We start from the raw sequence: 23,331 nt of genomic DNA on the forward strand, positions 1-23,331 counted from the left end.
TGGTCAGATGAACTCGATCTTCGATACCAGATAATAGCGATCGCCCGACGGCACCGTCACCTCGACCTCGTCCTCCACCTTGCGCCCGATCAGCGCACGGCCGAGCGGCGAGTTGTAGGAGATCCGGCCGGACTTCGCATCCGCCTCGGTCTGTCCGACGATCTGATACTTTACCGGCTTGTCGTCGTCGTCGAGCAGGGTCACAGTCGCGCCAAACACAACCTTGTCGCCCGACAGATCCTTCGGGTCGATGATCTGCGCGCGCGACAGCTTGTCCTCGATGTCGTTCAGCGACGCCTCGATCTGGCCCTGCCGCTCCTTCGCCGCATGATATTCGGCGTTTTCCGACAAATCACCATGCGCCCGCGCTTCCTCGATCGCATCGACGACGAGCGGTCGCTCAATCTTCAACCGCTTGAGATCGGCGGAAAGCTTGTCATAGCCTTCCTGCAGCATCGGCATCTTTTCGACCGTGGCCATCGCTTCGTCCTTCGTCCCCGTGGTATCCCTGTCGCCCAGACCGGTTCGGCAATCGTCCGAACCGGTCCGCACATCACGCTCTCATGTCGGGGGTCAATTGTGCGAAGCGGAATAATAGGATTGCAGCGGCCGTACTTCAAGGCTGCCCGATCCACCGGCTGCAATTGCCTTGGCCGCCTCGACGCTGGCCGAAGCCGTTGTGAAGTACGGAATCCGCTGACCGAGCGCCGACGCGCGGATGGGCGCGGAGTCCTTCAGGCTCTGCCACCCCTCCGTCGTGTTGAAGATCAGGTGGATGCCGCCATCCTTGATCCGGTCGACGATATGCGGCCGCCCCTGCGCCACCTTGTTCACGGTTTCGACCGGCAGGCCCGACCGCACCAGATATTCGGCGGTGCCGCCGGTCGCGACGATCGTAAAGCCAGCCTCCACCAGCACCTTCACCGCGGGCAGGATGACCGGCTTGTCGCTGTCCTTCACGCTGACGAACACGCTGCCTTCGGTCGGCAGGACGGTCCCTGCGCCCAACTGCGCCTTGGCGAAGGCGGTGGTGAAATCGGGATGGATTCCCATGACTTCACCGGTCGACTTCATTTCCGGTGACAGGACCGGATCGACGCCGGGGAACTTGTTGAACGGGAACACCGCCTCCTTCACCGCATAATAGGCGATATGCCGGTCGATCACGGGCAGGTCGCGCAGCATCTCGCCCGCCATCACCCGTGCGGCGATCTTGGCGATGGGTGCGCCGATGGCCTTGGCGACGAACGGCACCGTCCGGCTGGCGCGCGGATTGACCTCGATCAGATACACCAGGTCTTCCTTGGTGCCGTCCTCCCGGACGGTGGCCTTCACCGCGAACTGGATGTTCATCAGCCCCTTGACCGACAATGCATGCGCCAGTGCCACGGTCTGCCGTTCGATCTCGCCGATGATCTCGGGCGATAGGCTGTAGGGCGGGATCGAACAGGCGCTGTCGCCCGAATGGACGCCGGCCTCCTCGATATGCTGGAGGATACCGGCGACGACCACGTCCTCGCCATCGCACAGCGCATCGACATCGACCTCGATCGCATCACGCAGATACTGGTCGATCAGCACCGGCGAATCGCCAGACACCTGCACCGCGGTCTGGATGTAATCGTCCAGCTGACCCAGCGTATCGACGATCTCCATCGCCCGGCCGCCCAGCACATAGCTGGGGCGCATCAGCACCGGATAACCGATCCGCTCGGCGGCGGCGACCGCCTCGTCCCGGCTGCGCGCCAGGCCATTGGCAGGCTGCAAGAGCTTCAACTTGTTGATGAGCGCGGCAAACCGCTCGCGGTCTTCCGCCAGGTCGATCGCGTCGGGGCTGGTGCCGAGGATCGGGATCCCCGCCGCCTCCAGCGCGCGCGCCAGGTTCAGCGGCGTCTGCCCACCGAACTGGACGATCACGCCGACCAGCTCGCCATTCTGCTGCTCGGCATGCAGGATTTCCAGCACGTCCTCGGCGGTCAACGGCTCGAAATACAGCCGGTCCGACGTGTCGTAATCGGTCGACACCGTTTCCGGGTTGCAATTGACCATGATCGTCTCATAGCCCGCGTCTGCGAGGGCAAAACACGCATGGCAGCAGCAATAATCGAACTCGATCCCCTGCCCGATCCGGTTCGGACCACCGCCGAGGATGACGATCTTGCGCCGCCCGGTCGGCTGGCTCTCGCACTCCGGCTCGCCGAAGCTCGGCGCTTCGTAGGTCGAATACATATACGGCGTCTTGGCGTCGAATTCAGCCGCGCAGGTGTCGATCCGCTTGAACACGGGCCGCACGCCCAGTTTCAGGCGATGCGCGCGCACCTCGTCCTCGGTCACGCCGCCGGTCATCGCCTTGACCGCCTCGTGGATCAGGCCGGACCCGCGCGCGATCCCCCGGCTCATGCCGCGCAGGTTCGCGGATTGCAGCGCCAGCCATGCGAGCCGTTTGTCGCTGAAGCCCATCGACTTCAGCCGGCGCATCCCCGCCGCGTCGATCGGCAGGCCGTCGGCGCAGACCTCCGCCTCCGCCGCGACGATCTCGGCGATCCGCTCCAGGAACCACGGATCGTATTTGGCGATCGCGTGCACCTCGGCGACGGTGAAGCCCTCGCGCAACGCCTGGGCGGCAACCAGCAGCCGGTCGGGCGTCGCGGTGGCCAGCGCCGCCTCGATTGCGCCGCGCGGCGCACCGGCGAGGCGGTCGACGGTGTTGAAGCCGCTCAGCCCCGTCTCCAGCCCGCGCAATGCCTTCTGCATCGATTCGTGGATGTTGCGGCCGATCGCCATCACTTCGCCGACCGACTTCATCGCGGTGCCAAGCACGACCTCGGCCCCCTTGAACTTCTCGAACGCGAAGCGCGGGATCTTGGTGATGACATAGTCGATCGTGGGCTCGAACGCGGCCGGGGTGGCCCCCGTGATATCGTTGGTGATCTCGTCCAGCGTATAGCCGACCGCCAGCTTGGCCGCGACCTTGGCGATCGGGAAGCCGGTCGCCTTCGACGCCAGCGCCGACGAGCGCGACACGCGCGGGTTCATCTCGATGACGATCAAGCGGCCGTCCTTCGGATTCACCGCGAACTGGACGTTGGAACCGCCTGTTTCGACACCGATTTCACGCAGGACCGCGATGCTCGCGTTCCGCATGATCTGATATTCCTTGTCGGTCAGCGTCAGCGCGGGCGCGACCGTGATGGAATCGCCGGTGTGGACGCCCATCGGATCGACATTCTCGATCGAGCAGATGATGATACAGTTGTCGTTCCGGTCCCGGACGACCTCCATCTCATATTCCTTCCACCCGAGCAGCGATTCCTCGATCAGCACCTCAGTGGTCGGCGACAGGTCCAGCCCGCTGCGGACGATCGCGACGAACTCCTCGCGGTTGTACGCGATACCGCCGCCCGATCCGCCCATCGTGAAGCTGGGCCGGATGATCGCGGGCAAGCCCGTCTTCTCAAGCCCTTCCAGCGCTTCTTCAACGCTGTGCGCGATCGCCGAGCGCGCGCTTTCCAGGCCGATCTTGTCCATCGCGTTGCGGAACTTCAGCCGGTCCTCGGCCTTGTCGATCGCCTCGGCATCCGCGCCGATCATCTGGACGCCGTATTTCTCCAGCGTGCCGTCACGGAACAGCGCCAGCGCGGTGTTCAGCGCGGTCTGACCGCCCATCGTCGGCAGTACCGCGTCCGGCCGCTCCTTGGCGATGATCGCGGCGACCACCTCCGGCGTGATCGGCTCGACATAAGTCGCGTCGGCGAGTTCCGGGTCGGTCATGATCGTGGCGGGGTTGGAGTTGACCAGAACGATCCGGTAGCCCTCCTCCTTCAACGCCTTGATCGCCTGCGTGCCCGAATAATCGAACTCGCACGCCTGGCCGATGACGATGGGTCCAGCGCCGATGACGAGGATGGACGAGATGTCGGTGCGTTTTGGCATTGTCTAGATCAGCTTTGCTAATTTGCTATCCGTCGGGACAAGCGCGAGTCCGATAGTAGCGTTGAGTCCATGTTTGCGACTAAGCGCAGCTTTAGTAAATGAGTGCGACTTGGTTCGTTCGACCTCCGATATTTCGGAATCGTCCATAAAAATCTCGCCATCAGCGACCTTGTAAACCAATACCCAGTGGTCACCGTTTTTTTCGAAAGGCCAAACCACCTCACCGCCGTCGGCAACAACGGCTTCAGTTACAGAAAATATATCTTCCGTACCTATTTCTTGGCATACAGCGAAGAGGGGTACAGCGACGTAACCCATACACCAATCATTAGAGACCTTATCGAATATAGCTCGCAGCTTCGGCCATTCAAATCCATCCCACATGTGAAGGGCGCTAAGAAGCTGGAGCTGCTCGATCGCTTCAAACACATATCGGAACGTCTCACGATCACTCGAAAATTCGCTGCGATTTCTAAAGAAGTTAATCAGCGAGTAGACCCCACATAGCCCGTCCGGTCCTCCCTGCTGGGCTGGTGGAAGGCGTTTTGTCTTCATGGTGCTTTTGCGGTAATCAAGCTGACAAACCGCTCGAACAAATAGAAACTATCCTGCGGTCCCGGGCTGGCCTCCGGGTGATACTGCACCGAGAACGCCGGCCGATCCGTCAGTTCCAGCCCCGCGTTCGATCCGTCGAACAGCGACACATGCGTCTCGCGCACGCCCTCCGGCAGGCTGTCGCGTTCGACCGCGAAGCCGTGGTTCATCGACGTGATCTCGACCGCGCCATCGCTCAGCCGCTTGACCGGGTGGTTCGCGCCGCGATGGCCCTGGAACATCTTGGTCGTGGTGCCGCCAACCGCCAGTGCGAGCAGCTGGTGGCCGAGGCAGATGCCGAACAGCGGCTTGCCCGTGTCGAGCAACTGGCGGATCACCGGCACCGCGTATTCGCCGGTCGCCGCGGGATCGCCGGGACCGTTGGACAAGAAGATGCCGTCGGGGTTCAGCGCCATGATCTGCTCGAACGTCGCAGTCGCCGGCATCACCGACACCTTTGCCCCGGCGTCAACAAGGTTGCGGAAGATGTTGCGCTTGCTGCCGTAATCTATGGCGACGACGTGGGGGCGAGGTTTCTCGACTGCGCTCGAAACGAACGGCTGGGAGGATGGGCCGGCTTCGCCATTCGTCTCGAGCGACGTCGAGAGACCCGTATCGCCATAGCCGAACCCAAGCCGCCAGGTGCCGGACTTGCCGCCCTCGCCCCAGCCATAATGCATTTGCGTCGACACGTCCTTGGCGAGGTCCATGCCCTCCAGCCCCGGCCAACCTTGCGCCATTGCCAGCAGCGCGGGCACGTCGAACACCCCGTCCGCCGCATGCGCGATCACCGCGTTGGGCGCGCCGTTCACGCGGATGCGGCGGGTCAGCGCGCGGGTGTCGACGCCCGACAGGCCGATGCGCGCATGCCGCTTCATCCAGCCATCCAGCCGCTCGACGGCGCGGAAGTTGGACGGCGCGGTCACGTCCTCGCGCACGATCATGCCCAGCGCGTGGGGGTCGTCGGCCTCGACGTCCTCCTCGTTCGCGCCGACATTGCCGATGTGCGGAAAGGTGAAGGTCACCATCTGCCCGGCGAAGGACGGATCGGTCATCACCTCCTGATAGCCGGTCATGGCGGTGTGGAAGCAGACTTCGCCCACCGCCGCCCCTTCCGCGCCGAAGCCACGGCCCCAGACCACCTCTCCGCTGGCGAGGACGAGGACGCCGGTGGCTCCTTCAGGCGCGGCAGAGGGTTTGGCGTCGGCCATGACAGGCGGGCACTCCATATGGTTTTGACGATGTCGCTAAGTCGCGTCCGCTAGAGGCCATGCCCGCCAGCGTCAATCCTGTTCACGCGCATCGCTTGCCGTTACGGTCCGCGTTTGCCCGACCAGACAAAGAGATATTCCGTCATGATTCGCGACGACATCAAGGCTGCGCTCATCACCGCGATGAAGGGCGGTGACAAGACCACCACCGGCACGCTGCGCCTCATCCAGTCCGCGCTGAAGAACCGCGACATCGAGGTCCGCACCGGCACCGCCTATGCCGACGACGACGTGCTGGTCGTCGAGGTGTTGCAGAAGATGGTCAAGCAGCGCCGCGAATCGATCACCATGTTCGAAACCGGCGGCCGCCAGGAACTGGCCGATGCGGAAGGTGCCGAGGTCGCGGTCATCGAACGCTTCCTGCCGCAGACGCTGAGCGACGACGAAACCCGTGCCGCGATCGAGACGATCAAGGGCGAGCTGGGCGCGACGGGCATGAAGGACATGGGCCGCGTGATGGCCGAACTGAAGGCACGCCATGCCAGCGTGCTGGACATGAGCAAGGCCAGCGGGCTGGTGAAGGCGGCGCTGGCGTAAAGGCTTCTCCCCTCCCGCTTGCGGGAGGGGTTGGGGGAGGGCCTGATACGAAGGACGACGCCGAAGACATGGAGCAAAGAACCCGTATACGACAGCTTCGCAACGCCCCCACACGGGCGGAAAGCGCCTTGTGGCAGCAGCTCAGCGCGCGCAAAGTGGTGGGTGTCCGCTTCAACCGACAGGTGCCGATAGGTCCGTATATTTGCGACTTCGTATCGCGGAGCGCCAAGTTGGTGATCGAAGTGGATGGTGGCCAGCACGACTGGCAGTCGAACGCGGACGCGGCACGAACGCGGTTTATCGAGGCACAGGGGTTTCGCGTGGTCCGGTTCTGGAACGACGATGTGCTGGAACGAACTGAAGGCGTCATTGCGGACATAGAGCGGGCGCTTGCTGCGCGCCCCTCCCCCAGCCCCTCCCGCAAGCGGGAGGGGAGCGCGTGAGTCTCTCCCCGCAGTTCCTCGACGAACTCCGCGCCCGCACCTCGCTGTCCGCACTCATCGGCCGCACGGTAAAGCTCACCAAGGCCGGACGCGAGCACAAGGGCTGCTGCCCGTTTCACAACGAGAAGACGCCGTCCTTCTACGTGAACGACGACAAGGGCTTCTATCACTGCTTCGGCTGTTCGGCGCATGGCGATGCGATCCGCTGGATGACCGATCAGCAGGGCCTGCCGTTCATTGATGCGGTGAAGGAGCTGGTCCAGAACGCCGGCATGGAAATGCCCGCGCAGGACCGCCAGTCGGTCGAGCGGGCCGAGCGCGCAAAGGGGCTGCACGAGGTGATGGCCGACGCCGCCGCGTGGTTCACCGAGCAACTGAACGGCATTGCCGGCTCCGAGGCACGCGCAGTGCTCGACCGGCGCGGCGTATCGGCGACGACCGCGCGCGACTTCGGCCTGGGCTTCTCGCCCGATTCGCGGGGCAAGCTGAAAACCGCGCTGAAGGACTATGGCGACGCGATGCTGGTCGAGGCCGGCATGCTCATCAGCGTCGAAGGCAAGGATCCATACGACCGGTTCCGCGGCCGGCTGATGATCCCGATCCGCGACGCGCGCGGGCGGACGATCGCGTTTGGCGGGCGCGTGATCGGCGACGGCGAACCCAAATACCTGAACTCGCCCGACACCCCGCTGTTCGACAAGGGCCGCACGCTCTACAATCTCGACCGCGCCGCCCCCGCCGCGCGCAAGGCCGGCCGCGTGCTGGTGGTCGAGGGGTATATGGACGTCATCGCGCTGGCGCAGGCGGGAATCGGCGAATGCGTCGCACCGCTGGGCACCGCGCTGACCGAGGCGCAGCTGGAACGGCTGTGGCGGATGGTCGACGTGCCCGTACTGTGCTTCGACGGCGATTCCGCGGGGCAGAAAGCCGCGCTGAGGGCCGCCCACCGCGCGCTGCCGATGCTGGCCCCGGGGCGCAGCCTGTCGTTCGTCACCCTGCCGCAGGGGCAGGATCCGGACGATTTGGTCAAGGCCAAGGGCAAGGCCGGTATGGAGGCGCTGCTGTCCGCCGCCGAACCGCTGGTCGACCGGCTCTGGGCCACCGAAGTCGCGGCCGAGCCGCTCGATACGCCCGAACAGCGCGCCGGGCTGAAGCGCCGTCTGGGCGAACTGGCGGGCGGCATCGCCGATGGATCGGTGAAGTCCGAATATCAGGCCGAGTTCCGCAAACGCTTCGACGACCTGTTCGCGCGCGCGCCGCGTGCGTTTCAGCCCTATCAGCCCCGTGCCGCCCGCGGTGCGCCCGGTGCCAAGTGGAAGCCACCCGTCCCGCCGGCGACCGCCGACGCCAAGGCGTTCCTGGCGACCGGCATCGACCGGGTGCTGGCCAAAGCGGTTCTCGCCGGGCTGATCCGCCACCCGGCCGAGATCGCGCGGCACATGGAGGTTCTGGGTGGATTGCGGCTGGCCGACGGCGCGCTGGGCCGACTGTTCGAGGCGGTCGTGGACCTCGCGCTGGAGGACCGGGTGCTTGATAGCGCGCGGCTCGTGACCATATTGGCGAGGTCGGGCTTCGATTCGGTCGCCAGCGACCTGTTGCGGGCCGACACAATGCCCTATTCGTTCACGCAGCGATCAGCGGATCCGGCCCGTGTGCAATCGGATCTGGATGAGGCGATCGCGATATTGGTGGCGGGGCCGGAGATCAACGCGGCGCTTGCCGAAGCGACCGCGGCGATGCAGGCCCGGTTCACCGATGAGGCGTTTGAACGGCAAGTGGCGTTGGTGAGAGATAAAGCGGCGTTGGAGCTTCGACTTGCAAATCTGATGCAGTCGAACGAAGACGCCCGGGCATTGGGTTTCGAGGGCGATTGATGGCGAAGGCGAACATGGCGGACGCGTCCGATACGACTGAAACGGGCGACGCCCCGCTGATCGACTTGAACGATGCGTCGATCAAGAAGGTGATCGCGCGCGCCAAGAAGCGCGGCTACATCACCGTCGACCAGCTGAACGAGGCGCTACCGCAGGACCAGATGTCCACCGATCAGATCGAGGACGTGATGTCCGCGCTGAACGAAATGGGCATCAACATCGTCGAGAACGACGAGGCCGGCGAAGACGGCGAGCAGGAGGAGCGCGCCGACGACGACGAGGCGGAGACGCCCGATGCCGCCGAGGAAAGCGCTCCTGCGCTCGAAACCAAGAAGAAAGAGACGATCGACCGGACCGACGACCCGGTCCGCATGTACCTGCGCGAAATGGGCGCGGTCGAGCTGCTCAGCCGCGAGGGCGAGATCGCCATCGCCAAGCGGATCGAGGCCGGTCGCGACACGATGATCCTGGGGCTGTGCGAAAGCCCGATCACGTTCAACGCCATCATCGACTGGTCGACCGCGCTGAACGAGGGCACGATGCAGCTGCGCGAGATCATTGATCTCGACGCGATGCTGTCCAAGGATCCCGCACCGGAAAGCCTGACCGAGGACGAGGAAGGCGACGGCGAGATCAACGAAAAGACCGCCGGCCCGTCGTTCAAGGAAGAGGCCGAGCCGGAAGAAGCCTCGGTCGACGAGGAGGAGGATGGCGAGCGTCGCGCGCCGCGCCCATCGGATGACGAGGAGGAGGACAACACCCTCTCCCTCGCCCAGATGGAAGAGACGCTGAAGCCGCAGGCCTTGGAAAAGTTCGCGCAGATCACCGCGCTCTACAAGAAGTTTTCCAAGGTCCAGCAGAGCCGGCTGAACGCCCTGAACGGTGGCCTCGACCTGTCGGCGGCGGACGAGCGCAAGTATCAGAAGCTCCGCGAGGAACTGACCGCCGAGGTCGAGAGCGTCCAGTTCCACAACGCCAAGATCGAATATCTGGTCGACCAGTTGTATGCATACAACCGCCGGCTGACGACGCTGGGCGGACAGATGCTGCGTCTGGCCGAACGGCACAAGGTCAACCGCAAGGACTTCCTCGACCGGTATATCGGCCATGAGCTGGACGAGAACTGGATTGCCGGTCTTGGCAAGCTCGACAAGAAATGGACCGCGTTCGTTACCAACGAAACCGAGTCGGTCGACCGGATTCGCGGTGAGATTTCGGATATTTCGCAGCAGACCGGCATGGCGCTTCCCGAGTTCCGCCGGATCGTCAACATGGTCCAGAAGGGCGAGCGCGAGGCGCGCATCGCCAAGAAGGAAATGGTCGAGGCGAACCTGCGGCTCGTGATCTCGATCGCCAAGAAATACACCAACCGCGGGCTTCAGTTCCTGGATCTGATCCAGGAGGGCAATATCGGCCTGATGAAGGCGGTCGACAAGTTCGAGTATCGCCGCGGCTACAAGTTCAGCACCTATGCGACGTGGTGGATCCGTCAGGCGATCACGCGCTCGATCGCGGATCAGGCGCGGACCATCCGCATCCCGGTCCACATGATCGAGACGATCAACAAGCTGGTGCGCACCAGCCGTCAGTTCCTGCATGAGCAGGGCCGCGAGCCGACCCCTGAGGAGATGGCCGAACGCCTCTCAATGCCGCTGGAGAAGGTGCGCAAGGTGATGAAGATCGCCAAGGAGCCGATCTCCCTCGAAACGCCGATCGGCGACGAGGAGGACTCGCATCTGGGCGACTTCATCGAGGACAAGAACGCGATCATCCCGGTCGACGCGGCGATTCAGGCGAACCTGAAGGAAACCGTGACGCGGGTGCTCGCCTCGCTCACCCCGCGCGAGGAACGCGTTCTGCGGATGCGGTTCGGCATCGGCATGAACACCGACCATACGCTGGAAGAGGTCGGCCAGCAGTTCAGCGTGACCCGCGAGCGCATCCGCCAGATAGAGGCGAAGGCGCTCCGCAAGCTGAAGCACCCGAGCCGCAGCCGCAAGATGCGCAGCTTCCTCGATCAGTAGAGGCACTATGAAAACCCCGGTGTCGCCGCACCGGGGTTTTTCGTGACCGGCCGGCACGGTCTTGCCGGTATCCGGCAGGTTAACGCCGCATACACCCTGTTTTTACCGGGTTCCGTATAGAAGCAGGGTCCATGCAGGACGCAGGCGGCCTTCCGGTCGCGCGTTCTGCACCACGGGATCTGGCATGCCTCCACGCTTCGCGATCAGCGATCAGACGAATCCGGCCTGGGAGGCGATGCGGGACCGCGTCGCCGTCGATGGCAGCGCGACGCATCCGATGGTCGCGCGCCTGATCGCGCCCAACGGCATCCATCGCGACATGGCCGATGCCATCCATATTCTCGGCATGGTGCACGGCCATCATCCCGGCCTCGCCGACGAAACGCTGACCCACAATGTCCAGCCGGCTGCTGCCGCATGGCTGGCCGGGGTCGGTGCCGCCTTCGCCGACGAGCGCGCCTATCTCGCCGCGCTGGTGTCGGCGGCCGGCCCCATTCCCTCCACCCCGGGGCAGGCCGAAACCGAGGCCGCGCTGGCCGGCCAGCATCACGCGCTGCACATGCTGGCCGGGTCGGCCCGCGCGGGGTGTGCCGCCGGTGCGGTACTGGCGCAGATGCTGGACTGGCGCGCGATCCGCGCGGTGCTCGACCACGGGGCGGCGCGGTTCGGCCTGGCGATCGCCCCCCTCTCCTTCCCGCATCCGCACGAGACGGCACTCCTCGTCGGACAGCTGGCCGATACCCTGGGCAGCGACCGCGCGATGCGGTTTGGCGCGGACCAATTGCTCGCCCAGCATCGCGGGCTGTGGAATCTGGTCGAGGCGCGGGCATCGGCGCGCGACCATCTGTAACCACGCCGTTTCGCTTGCCTGCCGGGGCCTTCCCGCCCTATCCATACCCCGTCTTCGAACGATGCGGGAACGGTGTGAATGCGCTTTCAGGGAACACGCGATTACGTCGCCACCGATGATCTGAAAGTCGCGGTCAACGCCGCCGTCATGCTGCGCCGCCCGCTGCTGGTGAAGGGCGAGCCGGGCACCGGCAAGACCGTGCTAGCGCACGAAATCGCCAAGGCGGTCGGCGCGCCGCTGATCGAATGGACGGTCAAGTCGACGACCAAGGCCCAACAGGGCCTGTATGAATATGACGCGGTCGCCCGCCTGCGCGACGGGCAACTGGGCGACGCGCGCGTTCACAACATCGGTAACTACATCCGCCGCGGCAAATTGTGGGAGGCGTTCACCCATCCGCAGACGCCCGTTCTGCTGATCGACGAAATCGACAAGGCGGATATCGAGTTTCCCAACGACCTGTTGCAGGAACTCGACCGGATGGAGTTCCACGTCTACGAAACCAACGAGACGGTGAAGGCGGTCGAGCGACCGATCGTCGTCATCACCTCGAACAACGAAAAGGAACTGCCCGACGCCTTCCTGCGGCGCTGTTTCTTCCACTATATCAAGTTTCCCGACCGCGAGACGATGCGCGCGATCATCGACGTCCACTTTCCCGGCATCCAGACGATCCTGGTCAACCGCGCGATGGACATCTTCTACGACGTGCGCGAGGTGCCGGGCCTGAAGAAGAAACCCAGCACCAGCGAACTGCTCGATTGGCTGAAGCTGCTGCTGTACGAGGACATGCCGCTCGATGTCCTGCAGAACCGCGACCCGACCGCCGCGATCCCGCCGCTGCACGGCGCATTGTTGAAGAACGAGCAGGACGTGATGATGTTCGAGCGGCTCGCCTTCATGGCCAAGCGACAGGCCCACCGGCCCTGAAATCGCGCCAAGTCGTTGCGAAGGCGGCACGTTAACCAGCCTTCGCAAGCCGGCGGTCATGCTCGTGGCGCTACACCCGATCCATGGGAAGCGTATTTTCTCGAATCGGTATGGTGCTGGCGGCGGCGTGTATGGTCGCCCCCGCGCACGCAGGCTCGCTGCTCGACTATGTCGGGCAATGCGTGCCCTTCGCGCGGTCGGCATCGGGCATCCAGATCTATGGCGACGCCTGGACCTGGTGGGAGCAGGCCGATGGCCGGTATCGTCGCGGCCATGATCCGAAGACCGGGGCCGTCGTTGTCTTCGCCAAGACCAGCCGCCTGCCGATGGGTCATGTCGCGGTCGTCAGCCGTGTCGTCGACGACCGGGTGGTGATGCTGACCCATGCCAACTGGTCACGCCAGAACGGCGAACGCGGCCATGCCGAACAGGACGTCACGCTGTTCGACGTGTCCCCGCGCGGCGACTGGTCGTCGGTGAAGGTCTGGTATCGCGATTCCAACGGCCTTGGCGGCGGCGTGTACCCGGTGAAGGGCTTCATCTATGGCGATCGCCAGCCGGCGCGGGAGCTGACGTCGCGCAATCCCGACTATGTCGGCGCGCTCATCGACGCCTATGTTCCCGGGTCGGGTCAGCCGGGCCGATAAGCGCCGGGCGGCCTCGATGCGTTCGTCGCGGGACCCATACCGTTCATCGCTCGTTTCGGTAAGTGTTGCTAGACTGCGCACCTCGCAGCCCCCGCCGCGTACGGAGATGATTCGATGTCCTTCCCCTCTGGTCGCCCCTTCGGTCGAAAGACCGTGGCCGCCGCCCTCGGTGCCAGCGTTCTGATGGTCGCCGGTTGCGCGACCGAGACCACCTATCGACCCGCCACCGGGCAGGGTTTCGCCCGTACCGGATATAGCGACCGCCAGATCGAACCGAACCGGTTCCTGGTCAGTTTCTCGGGCAACAGCGTCACGTCGCGCGACACGGTGGAGCGTTATCTGTTCTTCCGCGCCGCCGAACTGACCCTGCAGCAGGGCTATGATTATTACGTCATGGCCGACCGCGATACCGATCGGCAGACCCGCACCTATACCACGCCCGGACTGAACGGCGGTTTCGGCGGCGGGTACGGGTTTGGCGGCTTCGGCGGCTATTGGGGTCCGGCATGGCGCTATCACGGTCGCGGGTTCGGCTGGCGCAGCTATGATCCGTTTTTCGGCGGCGGTTTTGGCGGCCCATGGGGCAACGACTTCGATATCCGTACCATCGACCGGTTTGAGGCAACGGCCGAAATCGTGATGCGCAAGGGGCCGATCCCCAAGGACAATCTGCGCGCGTTCGACGCCCGCGCGGTCGTCAACAGCATCGGACCAACGGTGGTACTGCCGAAGTAACCGGATACGCGGTTGCGACAAAAAAAGGGGCCGGTCGCGTGTGCGACCGGCCCCTTTTTTGTTGTGTCCGTCACGCATGGCAACCTTAGGCGCGCTGTCACAACGCTGGATCGCTTCGCTACGCTCGTGGGCGACGCGGTTGAAGGGACGGCATCCCTTCGCTTGGTTTCAACTTCGACTCCATCGGGCCAAAGCTTCCGTCATCCCGGCGTACGCCGGGATCAAGAACCACAAAGGCGATCGCCCGTGGCTCCGGATCCCGAAGCGAGTTCGGGATGGCGGGTTTCGCGTCGGACTGGTCGAAAACGGCTCTGCCCGTCCGCTCCCGATCAACCCTCCCCGATCAGGCCGTCACCGCCCCGTGGCAATGCTTGTACTTGCGCCCCGACCCGCACGGGCACGGTGCGTTGCGGCTGACCAGCCCGTCCCAGGCGGCGGGGTCGCCGCTCAGTTCGTCCGGCTGGGGCTGCGCCATCTGGAGCGGCGGCATCTGCGTCTGGATGAGGCCCAGCGTGCCCGCGTCGATGTCGTTCGAATTGTCCTCGCCCGTGAACGGATCGAAATGGGTGGTGATGAAATCGGGCAGGTCGGGCAACGGCGGCGGCGACTGCATCTGGAAGTTCGCAAAGGCGATCGTCCGGGTCACGTCCTCGCGGATCGATTCCAGCATCCGCTGGAACAGGCTGAACGCCTCCTGCTTGTATTCGTTGATCGGCGTCTTCTGTGCATAGGCCCGCAGGTGGACGACCTGGCGCAGCGCATCCAGCGTCGCCAGATGCTCCTTCCAGTGATGATCCAGGTTCTGGAGAAGGATCGACTTTTCCACCGACGTCCAGGTTTCCGGGTCCAGCTGTGCCGCCTTCGCCTCGATCGCGGCATCGGCCATCTCGCGGACGCGCGTCTCGACCAGCTCGGGGTCGATCGCCTCCTCCTTCAGCCAGTCGTCGATCGGCGGGTCGAGGTTCAGCACCTCGCCGATCCGCACCTTCATCTCCTCGACATTCCATTGTTCGGGATAGCTGTTCGGCGGGCAGGCATCGCCGACGATCGTATTGACCGTCTCCGCGCGCATGTCGACGACCACGTCGCCGACGGTGGCGGCATCCATGATGTCGCTGCGCTGTTCGTACACCACCTTGCGCTGGTCGTTCATCACGTCGTCATATTCGACGACCTGCTTGCGGATGTCGTAATTGCGTGCCTCGACCTTCTTCTGCGCGGTCTCGATCGCCTTCGACAGCCACTTGCTGCCGATCGCCTCGCCATCCTCGATATTGTTGCGCATCATCTTGGCGAACAGCGTGTCCGGCCCGAAGATGCGGAGCAGATCGTCGTCGAGGCTGAGGTAGAAGCGCGACAGGCCCGGATCGCCCTGACGCCCCGAACGCCCGCGCAACTGGTTGTCGATGCGACGGCTTTCGTGGCGTTCGGTGCCCAACACGAACAGTCCGCCCGCCTCCAGCACGGCCTTCTTCTCGGCCGCGATCTCGATCTTCAGCGCCTCGGCCTTGGCATCATAGTCCGGCGTGCCGGCCTCCAGCTCGGGGAACTCGTCGCGCATCCGGAACTCCAGATTGCCGCCCAGCTGAATGTCGGTGCCGCGACCGGCCATGTTGGTCGCGATCGTCACCGCACTGGCGCGACCCGCCTGCGCGACGATATGCGCCTCCATTTCGTGATAGCGCGCGTTCAGCACCTTGTGCGCGACCCCCTCGACGACGAGAAACTCGCTGAGCAGCTCGGACTTCTCGATCGAGACGGTGCCGACCAGCACCGGCTGGCCGCGCTCGGCATGGACGCGGATCTTCTTGGCGATCGCGCGGAACTTGTCCTGCGTGTCCTTGTAGAACTCGTCCTCCTCGTCGACGCGCTGCACCGGCACGTTGGTCGGGATCGACACGACGTTCATCTTGTAGATGTCGAAGAACTCGGCCGCCTCGGTCGCGGCCGTACCCGTCATGCCGCCCAGCTTGGGGTACATGCGGAAATAATTCTGGAAGGTGATCGAGGCCATCGTCTGGTTTTCCGGCTCGATCTCGACGCCCTCCTTGGCCTCGACCGCCTGGTGCAGCCCGTCCGACCAGCGCCGGCCGTCCATCATGCGGCCGGTGAACTCGTCGATGATGACAACCTTGCCGTCCTTGACGATATAGTCGGTGTCCGCCTTGAACATCATGTTCGCGCGCAGCGCCTGATTCAGGTGATGCACGACCTGCGTATTCTCGAAATCATACAGGTTCTGACCCTGCAGGTGGCCGGCCGCCTCCAGCATCCGTTCGGCCTTTTCGGTGCCGTCCTCTGTCAGGATGATCGACTTCTGCTTTTCATCCTTCTCGTAATCGGCGGCCTCAAGCTGCTTCACGATCAGGTCGACCTGCATGTACAGTTCGGACTTGTCGTCGGTCGGGCCGGAAATGATGAGCGGGGTGCGCGCCTCGTCGATCAGCACCGAATCGACCTCGTCGACGATCGCCATGTTGAACGGGCGCTGCACCATCGACGACCGCTCATACTTCATGTTGTCGCGCAGGTAATCGAAGCCGAACTCGTTGTTCGTGCCATAGGTGATGTCGGCGGCATAGGCCGCGCGCCGCTGTTCGTCGGACAGGTTCGGGATGATCGTGCCCGTGGTCAGACCCAGGAAGCCATAGACCTGCGCCATCCACGCCGCGTCGCGCGCCGCCAGATAGTCGTTCACCGTGACGACATGGACGCCAAGACCGGGCAGCGCGTTCAGATAGGTCGCGAGCGTCGCGACCAGCGTCTTGCCCTCACCGGTCCGCATTTCCGCGATCTCGCCGCGGTGCAGGACGATGCCGCCGACCATCTGCACGTCGTAATGCCGCTGGCCCAGCACGCGCTTGGCCGCCTCCCGCACCGTCGCGAACGCCTCGGGCAGCAGGTCGTCTAGCGTGGCGCCGTTGGCCAGTTGCTCACGGAACTTGATGGTCTGTGCGGCGAGCTGGTCGTCGGTCATCGCCAGCAGCGACGGCTCGAACCCGGCAATCTTCTGGACGATCGGGTTGAGCGACTTGACGTAGCGGTCGTTGGACGAACCGAACAGGGATTTGGCGAGGCCACCGAACATGGGCGTGTTTCCTGTAAAAAGCGGATCGCGCGCGACGGATCGCAGGCGCGTTGGAATGGCAAGGGGTATGGAGCGCCGACGCTGAACGCCGGCTGAAACGCTATTCGCGCCTGCGGGCCGCGTAGAGCGGTTCTGTGACCGCCGGGCTGGTCCAGTGGCCCAAACCCGAAATTGATGACGCCTTGAGGCTTGGCGGCACGCTGACGGGCCTGCGCGTCGCCACCCGCACCGCCGCATCGGCCACCCGCGCGGCAATTGCCTGCGCCGACACCGCCTGCGGCACCCGCTCGACACGCCCACCCGTCACCACGCCGGTCAGCGCGGACAGCAGGGCGGAAAGGAGGAGGAGCAGGTTCATGCGGGAAATGCCATAGTTGCGGTCAGGACATAGGGGCTGGCGCATCCGTCGTCCAACGCAAATCCGCACCGCCCCATCCGCGCCATCAGTCTTCTGGCAGCACCCAGCGTATGCGCACGCCGGGCCAGCGCCGGGCGGCGACAAACCCGTCAGGCGCGCCGTTGAACCGCGCCGACCGCATGAAAACGTGGCAGGTGGCTGCGTCCAGTGCGGGTGCGCCGCTGGATTGCACCACCATGCAGCGGATCGGCCTTCCGCGAGGATCGACGTCCAGCGCGGCCCTCACCGTGCCCTCCTGCCCCGCCCGGATTGCCGATGCCGGATAGTCATTGGCGGAAACCCATTCCGCAGGACGGACGGGTATCGGAAGTGTCGACCGAACCACCGAATCCGCGTCGCGGGTCCGCTGATCCAGAAGGGTATCGCCGTCCGGGGGCGTATCTGCCGTCCCCCTGTGCGGCACTGATCCAGATGTCCTTGAGGCCATGGTCAGCAGCCATCGCTCGACGTGCGGCCCAACAGCGATGGTCACGAGGGTGAAGATCGCCACGGCCAGCAAGGCACAGGTAGACAGCACGATCCACACCAGCGTCTTGCCTTCGTTCGATCGCACGTTACCACCCCCGGTCCAACACCCTGGCTAATCCCGGAACCACGACCATGTCATCCGAAACCTCGCCCCTAGCCCTCCCCTTCCCGACCCTGCCCGCAATTCCCGGCGTGGACCTCCGTGTCGCGCGGGCGCAGTACAAGACCTGGGACCGGTGCGACCTGACCTATGTGACGCTTCAGCCCGGCACAGTCGTCGCGGGCGTCGTGACGCAGAGCAAATGCCCGTCGCCCGAAGTCGAATGGTGCCGCGCCGCGCTGACGCTGGGTCAGGCGCGGGCGCTGGTGGTGAACGCGGGCAATTCCAACGCCTTCACCGGCCACCGTGGCCGCGCGGCGGTGGAGGCGATCGCGGCGCGGACGGCGGCGCATCTGGGGTGTCAGCCGTCCGACGTGTTCGTCGCCTCGACCGGCGTGATCGGCGTACCGCTGCCGATCAACAAGGCGGAGGCGGGGCTGGACGCCGCCTTCGCCGCCGAACCGTGCGGCTGGGCGGAGGCGGCGGCGACGATCATGACGACCGACACCTTCGCCAAGGCCGCCGTCACCTCCGCCGTGGTCGGTGGCAGGACGGTCAATCTGGTCGGCATTATCAAGGGGTCGGGCATGATCGCGCCGGACATGGCGACGATGCTGGGCTTCGTCTTCACCGACGCCGCCGTCGATCCGGCGTTCCTGCAAGGCGCGCTGTCAGCGGCGAACACGCGCAGCTTTTCGTGCATCACGGTCGACAGCGACACCTCGACCAGCGACACGGTGCTGGCCTTTGCCACCGGGGCGGCTGGCAACGCACCTTTGGTCGATGACGACAGCGATGGCGCGGACGCATTTCGCGCGGCGCTGGCCGACCTCTGCCACCAGCTCGCACTGCTCGTCGTGCGCGACGGCGAAGGCGCGACCAAGCTGATTGAGATCACCGTCGAGGGCGCGGAGAGCGATACCAGCGCGCACCGTATCGCCATGAGCATCGCCAATTCGCCGCTGGTGAAGACCGCGATCGCGGGTGAAGATGCGAACTGGGGCCGCGTCGTCATGGCGGTCGGCAAGGCCGGCGAACCGGCCGAGCGCGACAAACTGTCGATCCGTTTCGGCGAGACGCAGGTGGCCGAGGGCGGGCTGGCCGTTACCGGCTATGACGAGGCACCAGTCGCCGCGCACCTGAAGGGCAGCGAGATATCGGTCGGTGTCGATCTGGGCCTGGGCGACGGCCGCGCCACCGTGTGGACGTGCGACCTGACGCATGGGTATATCGCGATCAACGCGGATTATCGGAGCTGATCGCTATGTGGTCGGTCACGCTCCAGACTGAAAAGGATGCGCTGGTTTCGGCGCTCATCGAAGCATGCCGGCAGGAGCATGGCGGCACAAAATCAATTTCAGCCACCACCGATCCATGCCGTCATCTGGGCATATGTGACGAAGATCTGGACGAAATCCAAGTCTTAGCGGCCACCGAGTGTGGCCTCAGGATGCCGTATCCGGGCGAACCGTTAGTGATGCCGTGGCACGGGCCGGAACGGCTATCAACCATTGACGATATTGCCGGGTGGATAGCCGTTAACGGTCGTCCGCTGCCTTAGGCCAACTCACCCTCAAGCCACGCCTTCAACCGGCCCTTCGGCTCGGCACCGACCTTGGTCGCGGCGGGGACGCCGCCCTTGAACAGGATCATCGTCGGGATACCGCGCACACCGTACTCGCCCGGCGCGTCGGGATTGTCGTCGATGTTCAGCTTGGCGATCGTTACCTGCTCACCCAGTTCCTCGGAGATTTCCTCAAGGCTCGGTCCGATCATCTTGCACGGGCCGCACCATTCGGCCCAGAAATCGACCAGCACCGGCTTGTCGCTGGACAGGACGTCGGTGTGGAAGCTCGCGTCGGTGATCTGCTTGGTAGCCATGGGTAATACTCCTTCGGGCTTAATCTAGGATCGCTGGGTCGGTGGCTCAACCACCGGGGGCCAAGCTTTGCTCCGTCGATGCGAAGCCCGGCTTCTGCGCGGCGAGCAAGGCGGGCGACAACGCGATCAGGCTGGGGCCGGCGGTGTAGAGCAGCGCCGCCTCGATGGTCCGGCCCGGGAAGATGACCGCCAGCGCCGCGGCATAGGCCGCCATCTGCTTCAGGTGATAGGACGGGACCGCCGACGCACCGGCCGGCACCATCCGCCCGGTCTTGAAATCGACCACCCGCACCCGGTCGCCGCCGATCAGCAGCCGGTCGACCGTGCCCGACACGACCACGCCGTCGTCGATCACCGCCGCGATCGGGGCCTCGGCCAGTGCCTCAGGCCCGAACAGGTCGGCGAAGTCGGTCAGGATCTTCAGCACCGGCGCGGCGATCGCCGTGCGCTCGGCACGATCGGCCACCTGTCCGACCTGCGCCAGCCAGCGGTCCGCCGCCGCCGCCCGGTCCGCGACCGCCACTGGCGGCAACCGCTCGAACAGCGCGTGGATCAGCCGCCCACGTTCGGCCGCCGCGCGCATGGCCGGGGTCGGCGGCGGGTCTGACACCCTGTCCTCGCCCAGCGCGGAGGGCGCGAGCGGACGCGATGGCCGCGCCTCGCGCGGGGCCTCGCGCCGGGCCCAGTCGGGGATCGCGGTGTCGGTTGCCACGGCGGCGGCGCGGGGCGGCTTGACCGGGACCGGCGGCTGCGGCGCGGATCCGGTGAACACGCGCTCGCCCTCCTCCTCACCCGCCGGGATCCCCAGCACGTCGAACGCACGCGTCGCCGCGGCATACCAGCTGGCCGGCGGCGGCACACCCCTGGCGCGCGACCCCAGCGCGCCGGCAATGACCAGCGTATCCTCTGCCCGGGTGGCAGCGACATAGAACAGCCGCCAATGCTCCTCCATCTCGCGCAGATCGGTGTCGGCCATCGCCTCAGCCAGCGGCCCGCCGCGCTCGACACTGCGCGGGCGGAAGATCGGGATCGGCAGCGCGCCCGGCTCGGGCGACCAGCGCAGCACCGATCGCGGCGCGCTGGTCGGATCGACCGTCGCGTCGGCCAGGATGACCAGCGGCGCCTGCAATCCCTTGGCCCCGTGCGCGGTCATCACCCGGACGGCATCGAGCGGCTGCGACGGATCGCGCACGATCTCCACGTCGCCGCGATCGAACCAGTCGAGGAAGCGTTGCAGCGACGGCGTGGTCGTCGTCTCGAAATCCAGCGCGGCGTTCAGCAGTTCTTCGATCGGGTCGCGCGCCTCCGCCCCCAGCCGGTGGATCAGCTTGCGCCGCCCGTCCATCGTTCCCGACAGGATTTCCTCCAGAAACCGGTAGGGCGTGGTCAGGTCGGCACGGCCCAGCATCGCGACCAGCGGCGCGAGCCGGTCCGCGCTCTGCGTTGCGCCCAGATGCCGCCACAGGCTCCCGCGCCGCCCGACCGACGCGGTCATCAATTCGTCCTGGCTCCAGCCGATCAGCGGCGACACCAGCAGGCTGGCCAGCGACAGATCGTCGGCGGGTTGCAGCACGAACCGCACCGCGCTCAGCAGATCCTGCACCGCCAGCGGCGCGTTCAGCCGCAACCGATCGACGCCCGCGACAGGCACCCCTTCCGCATACAGCCGCGCGACAATCAGCGAGGCGAGTTCGCCGCGCCGCTTGACCAGGATCATGATGTCCTCAGGGCGCAGCGTGCGCCCCTTGCTGCCCAGCATCGTCCCCGACGCCAGCCAGTCGCGGATCGACCGCGCGATCCGACGCGCGGTTTCGCGCACCGCATCGTCGACCCAGCCCTCCTCGTCGTCCTCGCTGCCGCCCGCGACGATCGGCGGCCACAGCACGACGCGTCCCGGCCCCGGCACTTCGCTGGCGTGCACATCGACCCGGTCGACACCCAGCCCCGGCCCGCCGGTCTGCGCCACCGCCGCATCGACAAACTCCAGGATCGGCCGGGTCGAGCGGAACGACTGGGTCAGCGACAGCCGCGCGAACGGCAGGCCACGATCGTCAATCGGCGTGTCGTCATCGCCCATCGCTTCCAATGCACGTCGACCGAAATGCGCCTCCGCCGCCTGAAAATTGATCGGGCTGGTGCCCTGAAACCCGAAGATCGCCTGTTTGTGGTCACCGACCGTGAACAGCGTGCGCGTACCCGGCGCATGCACCCCGCGCCCGACGAAGAACTCGTCGGCCAGCGCGCGGACGATCCGCCATTGCGCCGCATTGGTGTCCTGCGCCTCGTCGATCAGGACATGCTCGGTCGTCTGGTCCAGCTTGTAGCGGACCCAGTCGCCGATCCCGGGCTGTTCCAGCAGCGCGACCGTCTGCGCGATCAGGTCGTCGAAATCGACCCCGCCGATCCGCCGCTTGGCCAGCGCATAACGCCGCGCATAGTCCCGCCCGACCTCCAGCCCGTCGGCCAGCAGGTCGGCATAGGCGGCGCGATCGACCAGCGACAGCAGGTCGCGGCACCGGTCGCCCAGTTCCTCGGCCAGCGCCTCGTATCCGGGATCAAGGTCGAGCAGTTTCTTGCCGACCTTGCGCGGTTCCAGCTTGGCGGTCAGCACGACGCTGGCCAGATCGCCCAGCGTCGCCACCCGCGCGGGCGCGTCAGCGGCGATCCAGGCTTCGATCGTGGCGGCGGCCTTCACCCCCGTCGCGGTGTGCCAGGTCCGGTTGGCGTCGGCGATCCGCCGCACGTCGGACAGGTCGAACGCGTCGCACTCCATCGCCATCACCTCGGCAATGTCACCCTCGGGCAATTCCAGCGCGCGGCGCAACCACGGGCCGATCCCGCTCGGCAACGCCTCCAGCGCGGGCAGCGCCCGCGCGCAGGCGAGCAGGAACCCTTCCGCCCCGCCCTCACCCAGCCGCCGGCTCAGCGCGCCGATGGTGGCGATCGGTCGCTCGCGACCCTCGCGTTCCGCCTCGGCCAGCATATCGGCGAGCGCCTCGCGCGCCAGCAACGATTCCTCGCGCGCCTCCATCGGCCGGAAACCGGGGGTCAGCCCCGCCTCGACCGGAAACGCGGCGAGCAGCGACTGGCAGAAGCCGTGGATCGTCTGGATCCGGATGCCGCCACCCGGCGCGTCGAGCACCTTGGCGAACAACGTGCGCGCCCGGTCCTGCAATTCGGGCTTCGGGCGTTCGCCCAGCGCATCGAGATCGCGCGCCAGCTCGGTCGCGGGCATCCGCACCCACGCCGCCAGCCGCCGGCTGATCCGCCCCGACATCTCGGCCGCCCCCGCCTTGGTGAAGGTCAGGCACAGGATCGCGTCGGGATCGACGCCGCGCAGCAACAGGCGGAACACGCGCGCGGCCAGCACCTGCGTCTTGCCGGTCCCCGCCGACGCTGCCAGCCAGACATGCGCGTCGGGCGCGCTGGCGGCGGCCTGCGCGTCCTTCAGACGCGGGAGGGCGGAGGTTTCGGGGCCGCTCATTGGGCAATTCTCGTGAAAATGCGATGCCCCGCATTTGCCCTTCCACCTTCCCCG

Annotated in this window: 18 protein-coding genes; 9 read left to right on the forward strand and 9 right to left on the reverse strand. The window is 65.7% G+C overall.

The window, feature by feature from the left end; all coding sequences use genetic code 11:
* Nucleotides 1–3: 3 nt before the first annotated feature.
* From greA to carA, 4 genes are all read right to left on the reverse strand, one after another.
* Entirely contained in the window at nucleotides 4–480 is a 477-nt protein-coding gene (gene greA / locus ASE75_RS08685) for a transcription elongation factor GreA (RefSeq protein WP_055932242.1), read from the reverse strand.
* Between the two features lie 93 nt (nucleotides 481–573).
* A complete protein-coding gene (carB, locus tag ASE75_RS08690) occupies nucleotides 574–3,933 on the reverse strand; it encodes a carbamoyl-phosphate synthase large subunit (RefSeq protein WP_055931948.1) in 3,360 nt (1,119 codons plus the stop codon).
* Between the two features lie 3 nt (nucleotides 3,934–3,936).
* Nucleotides 3,937–4,488 carry a hypothetical protein gene (locus ASE75_RS15445; protein WP_156340309.1) on the reverse strand — a complete coding sequence of 184 codons (552 nt, stop codon included), beginning with the start codon at nucleotides 4,486–4,488 and terminating at the stop codon, nucleotides 3,937–3,939.
* On the reverse strand, nucleotides 4,485–5,738 hold the full coding sequence (gene carA / locus ASE75_RS08695; RefSeq protein ID WP_055931951.1) for a glutamine-hydrolyzing carbamoyl-phosphate synthase small subunit: 1,254 nt from the start codon (nucleotides 5,736–5,738) through the stop codon (nucleotides 4,485–4,487). The genes ASE75_RS15445 and carA overlap by 4 nt, the downstream gene beginning before the upstream one ends.
* A 144-nt stretch (nucleotides 5,739–5,882) precedes the next feature.
* On the opposite strand from carA, the gene ASE75_RS08700 reads away from it, so the two are divergent.
* From ASE75_RS08700 to ASE75_RS08735, 8 genes are all read left to right on the forward strand, one after another.
* Entirely contained in the window at nucleotides 5,883–6,335 is a 453-nt protein-coding gene (locus tag ASE75_RS08700; RefSeq protein ID WP_055931954.1) for a GatB/YqeY domain-containing protein, read from the forward strand.
* Nucleotides 6,336–6,403: 68 nt separating this feature from the next.
* On the forward strand, nucleotides 6,404–6,778 hold the full coding sequence (locus tag ASE75_RS08705) for an endonuclease domain-containing protein (protein ID WP_055931957.1): 375 nt from the start codon (nucleotides 6,404–6,406) through the stop codon (nucleotides 6,776–6,778).
* Nucleotides 6,775–8,652 (forward strand): DNA primase, encoded by a 1,878-nt coding sequence (dnaG, locus tag ASE75_RS08710; RefSeq protein ID WP_055931960.1) that lies wholly within the window; start codon nucleotides 6,775–6,777, stop codon nucleotides 8,650–8,652. Before ASE75_RS08705 ends, dnaG begins: the two co-directional genes overlap by 4 nt.
* Entirely contained in the window at nucleotides 8,652–10,676 is a 2,025-nt protein-coding gene (gene rpoD / locus ASE75_RS08715) for an RNA polymerase sigma factor RpoD (RefSeq protein ID WP_055931962.1), read from the forward strand. Before dnaG ends, rpoD begins: the two co-directional genes overlap by 1 nt.
* A gap of 184 nt (nucleotides 10,677–10,860) precedes the next feature.
* Nucleotides 10,861–11,526 (forward strand): DUF6975 family protein, encoded by a 666-nt coding sequence (locus ASE75_RS08720; protein ID WP_235512568.1) that lies wholly within the window; start codon nucleotides 10,861–10,863, stop codon nucleotides 11,524–11,526.
* Between the two features lie 78 nt (nucleotides 11,527–11,604).
* Nucleotides 11,605–12,456: an AAA family ATPase gene (locus tag ASE75_RS08725; protein WP_055931963.1), complete on the forward strand. Its 852-nt coding sequence runs from the start codon at nucleotides 11,605–11,607 to the stop codon at nucleotides 12,454–12,456.
* 131 nt (nucleotides 12,457–12,587) lie between these two features.
* A complete protein-coding gene (locus ASE75_RS08730) occupies nucleotides 12,588–13,103 on the forward strand; it encodes a CHAP domain-containing protein (protein WP_235512569.1) in 516 nt (171 codons plus the stop codon).
* 114 nt (nucleotides 13,104–13,217) lie between these two features.
* Nucleotides 13,218–13,838 carry a CC0125/CC1285 family lipoprotein gene (locus tag ASE75_RS08735; RefSeq protein WP_055931969.1) on the forward strand — a complete coding sequence of 207 codons (621 nt, stop codon included), beginning with the start codon at nucleotides 13,218–13,220 and terminating at the stop codon, nucleotides 13,836–13,838.
* Between the two features lie 343 nt (nucleotides 13,839–14,181).
* Here the strand turns inward: ASE75_RS08735 and secA are convergent, their stop codons facing one another.
* The 3 genes from secA to ASE75_RS08750 form a co-directional block, all read right to left on the reverse strand.
* Nucleotides 14,182–16,926 (reverse strand): preprotein translocase subunit SecA, encoded by a 2,745-nt coding sequence (secA, locus tag ASE75_RS08740; RefSeq protein ID WP_055931972.1) that lies wholly within the window; start codon nucleotides 16,924–16,926, stop codon nucleotides 14,182–14,184.
* Between the two features lie 100 nt (nucleotides 16,927–17,026).
* Nucleotides 17,027–17,284: a hypothetical protein gene (locus ASE75_RS08745; protein ID WP_055931974.1), complete on the reverse strand. Its 258-nt coding sequence runs from the start codon at nucleotides 17,282–17,284 to the stop codon at nucleotides 17,027–17,029.
* 85 nt (nucleotides 17,285–17,369) lie between these two features.
* Nucleotides 17,370–17,897: an energy transducer TonB gene (locus ASE75_RS08750; protein ID WP_055931977.1), complete on the reverse strand. Its 528-nt coding sequence runs from the start codon at nucleotides 17,895–17,897 to the stop codon at nucleotides 17,370–17,372.
* Between the two features lie 47 nt (nucleotides 17,898–17,944).
* Between ASE75_RS08750 and argJ the strand changes: the two genes are divergently transcribed.
* Nucleotides 17,945–19,171, forward strand: coding sequence for a bifunctional glutamate N-acetyltransferase/amino-acid acetyltransferase ArgJ (gene argJ / locus ASE75_RS08755; RefSeq protein ID WP_055931980.1), 1,227 nt, complete (start codon nucleotides 17,945–17,947; stop codon nucleotides 19,169–19,171).
* 298 nt (nucleotides 19,172–19,469) lie between these two features.
* On the opposite strand, the gene trxA is transcribed toward argJ, so the two are convergent.
* A complete protein-coding gene (gene trxA, locus ASE75_RS08760; protein WP_055931983.1) occupies nucleotides 19,470–19,793 on the reverse strand; it encodes a thioredoxin TrxA in 324 nt (107 codons plus the stop codon).
* A gap of 46 nt (nucleotides 19,794–19,839) precedes the next feature.
* Nucleotides 19,840–23,277 carry a double-strand break repair helicase AddA gene (gene addA / locus ASE75_RS08765; protein WP_055931985.1) on the reverse strand — a complete coding sequence of 1,146 codons (3,438 nt, stop codon included), beginning with the start codon at nucleotides 23,275–23,277 and terminating at the stop codon, nucleotides 19,840–19,842.
* Between the last annotated feature and the right edge of the window lie 54 nt (nucleotides 23,278–23,331).

The sequence above is a fragment of the Sphingomonas sp. Leaf17 genome (genome assembly GCF_001421505.1).
In the GTDB taxonomy this organism is placed as follows: Bacteria; Pseudomonadota; Alphaproteobacteria; order Sphingomonadales; family Sphingomonadaceae; genus Sphingomonas.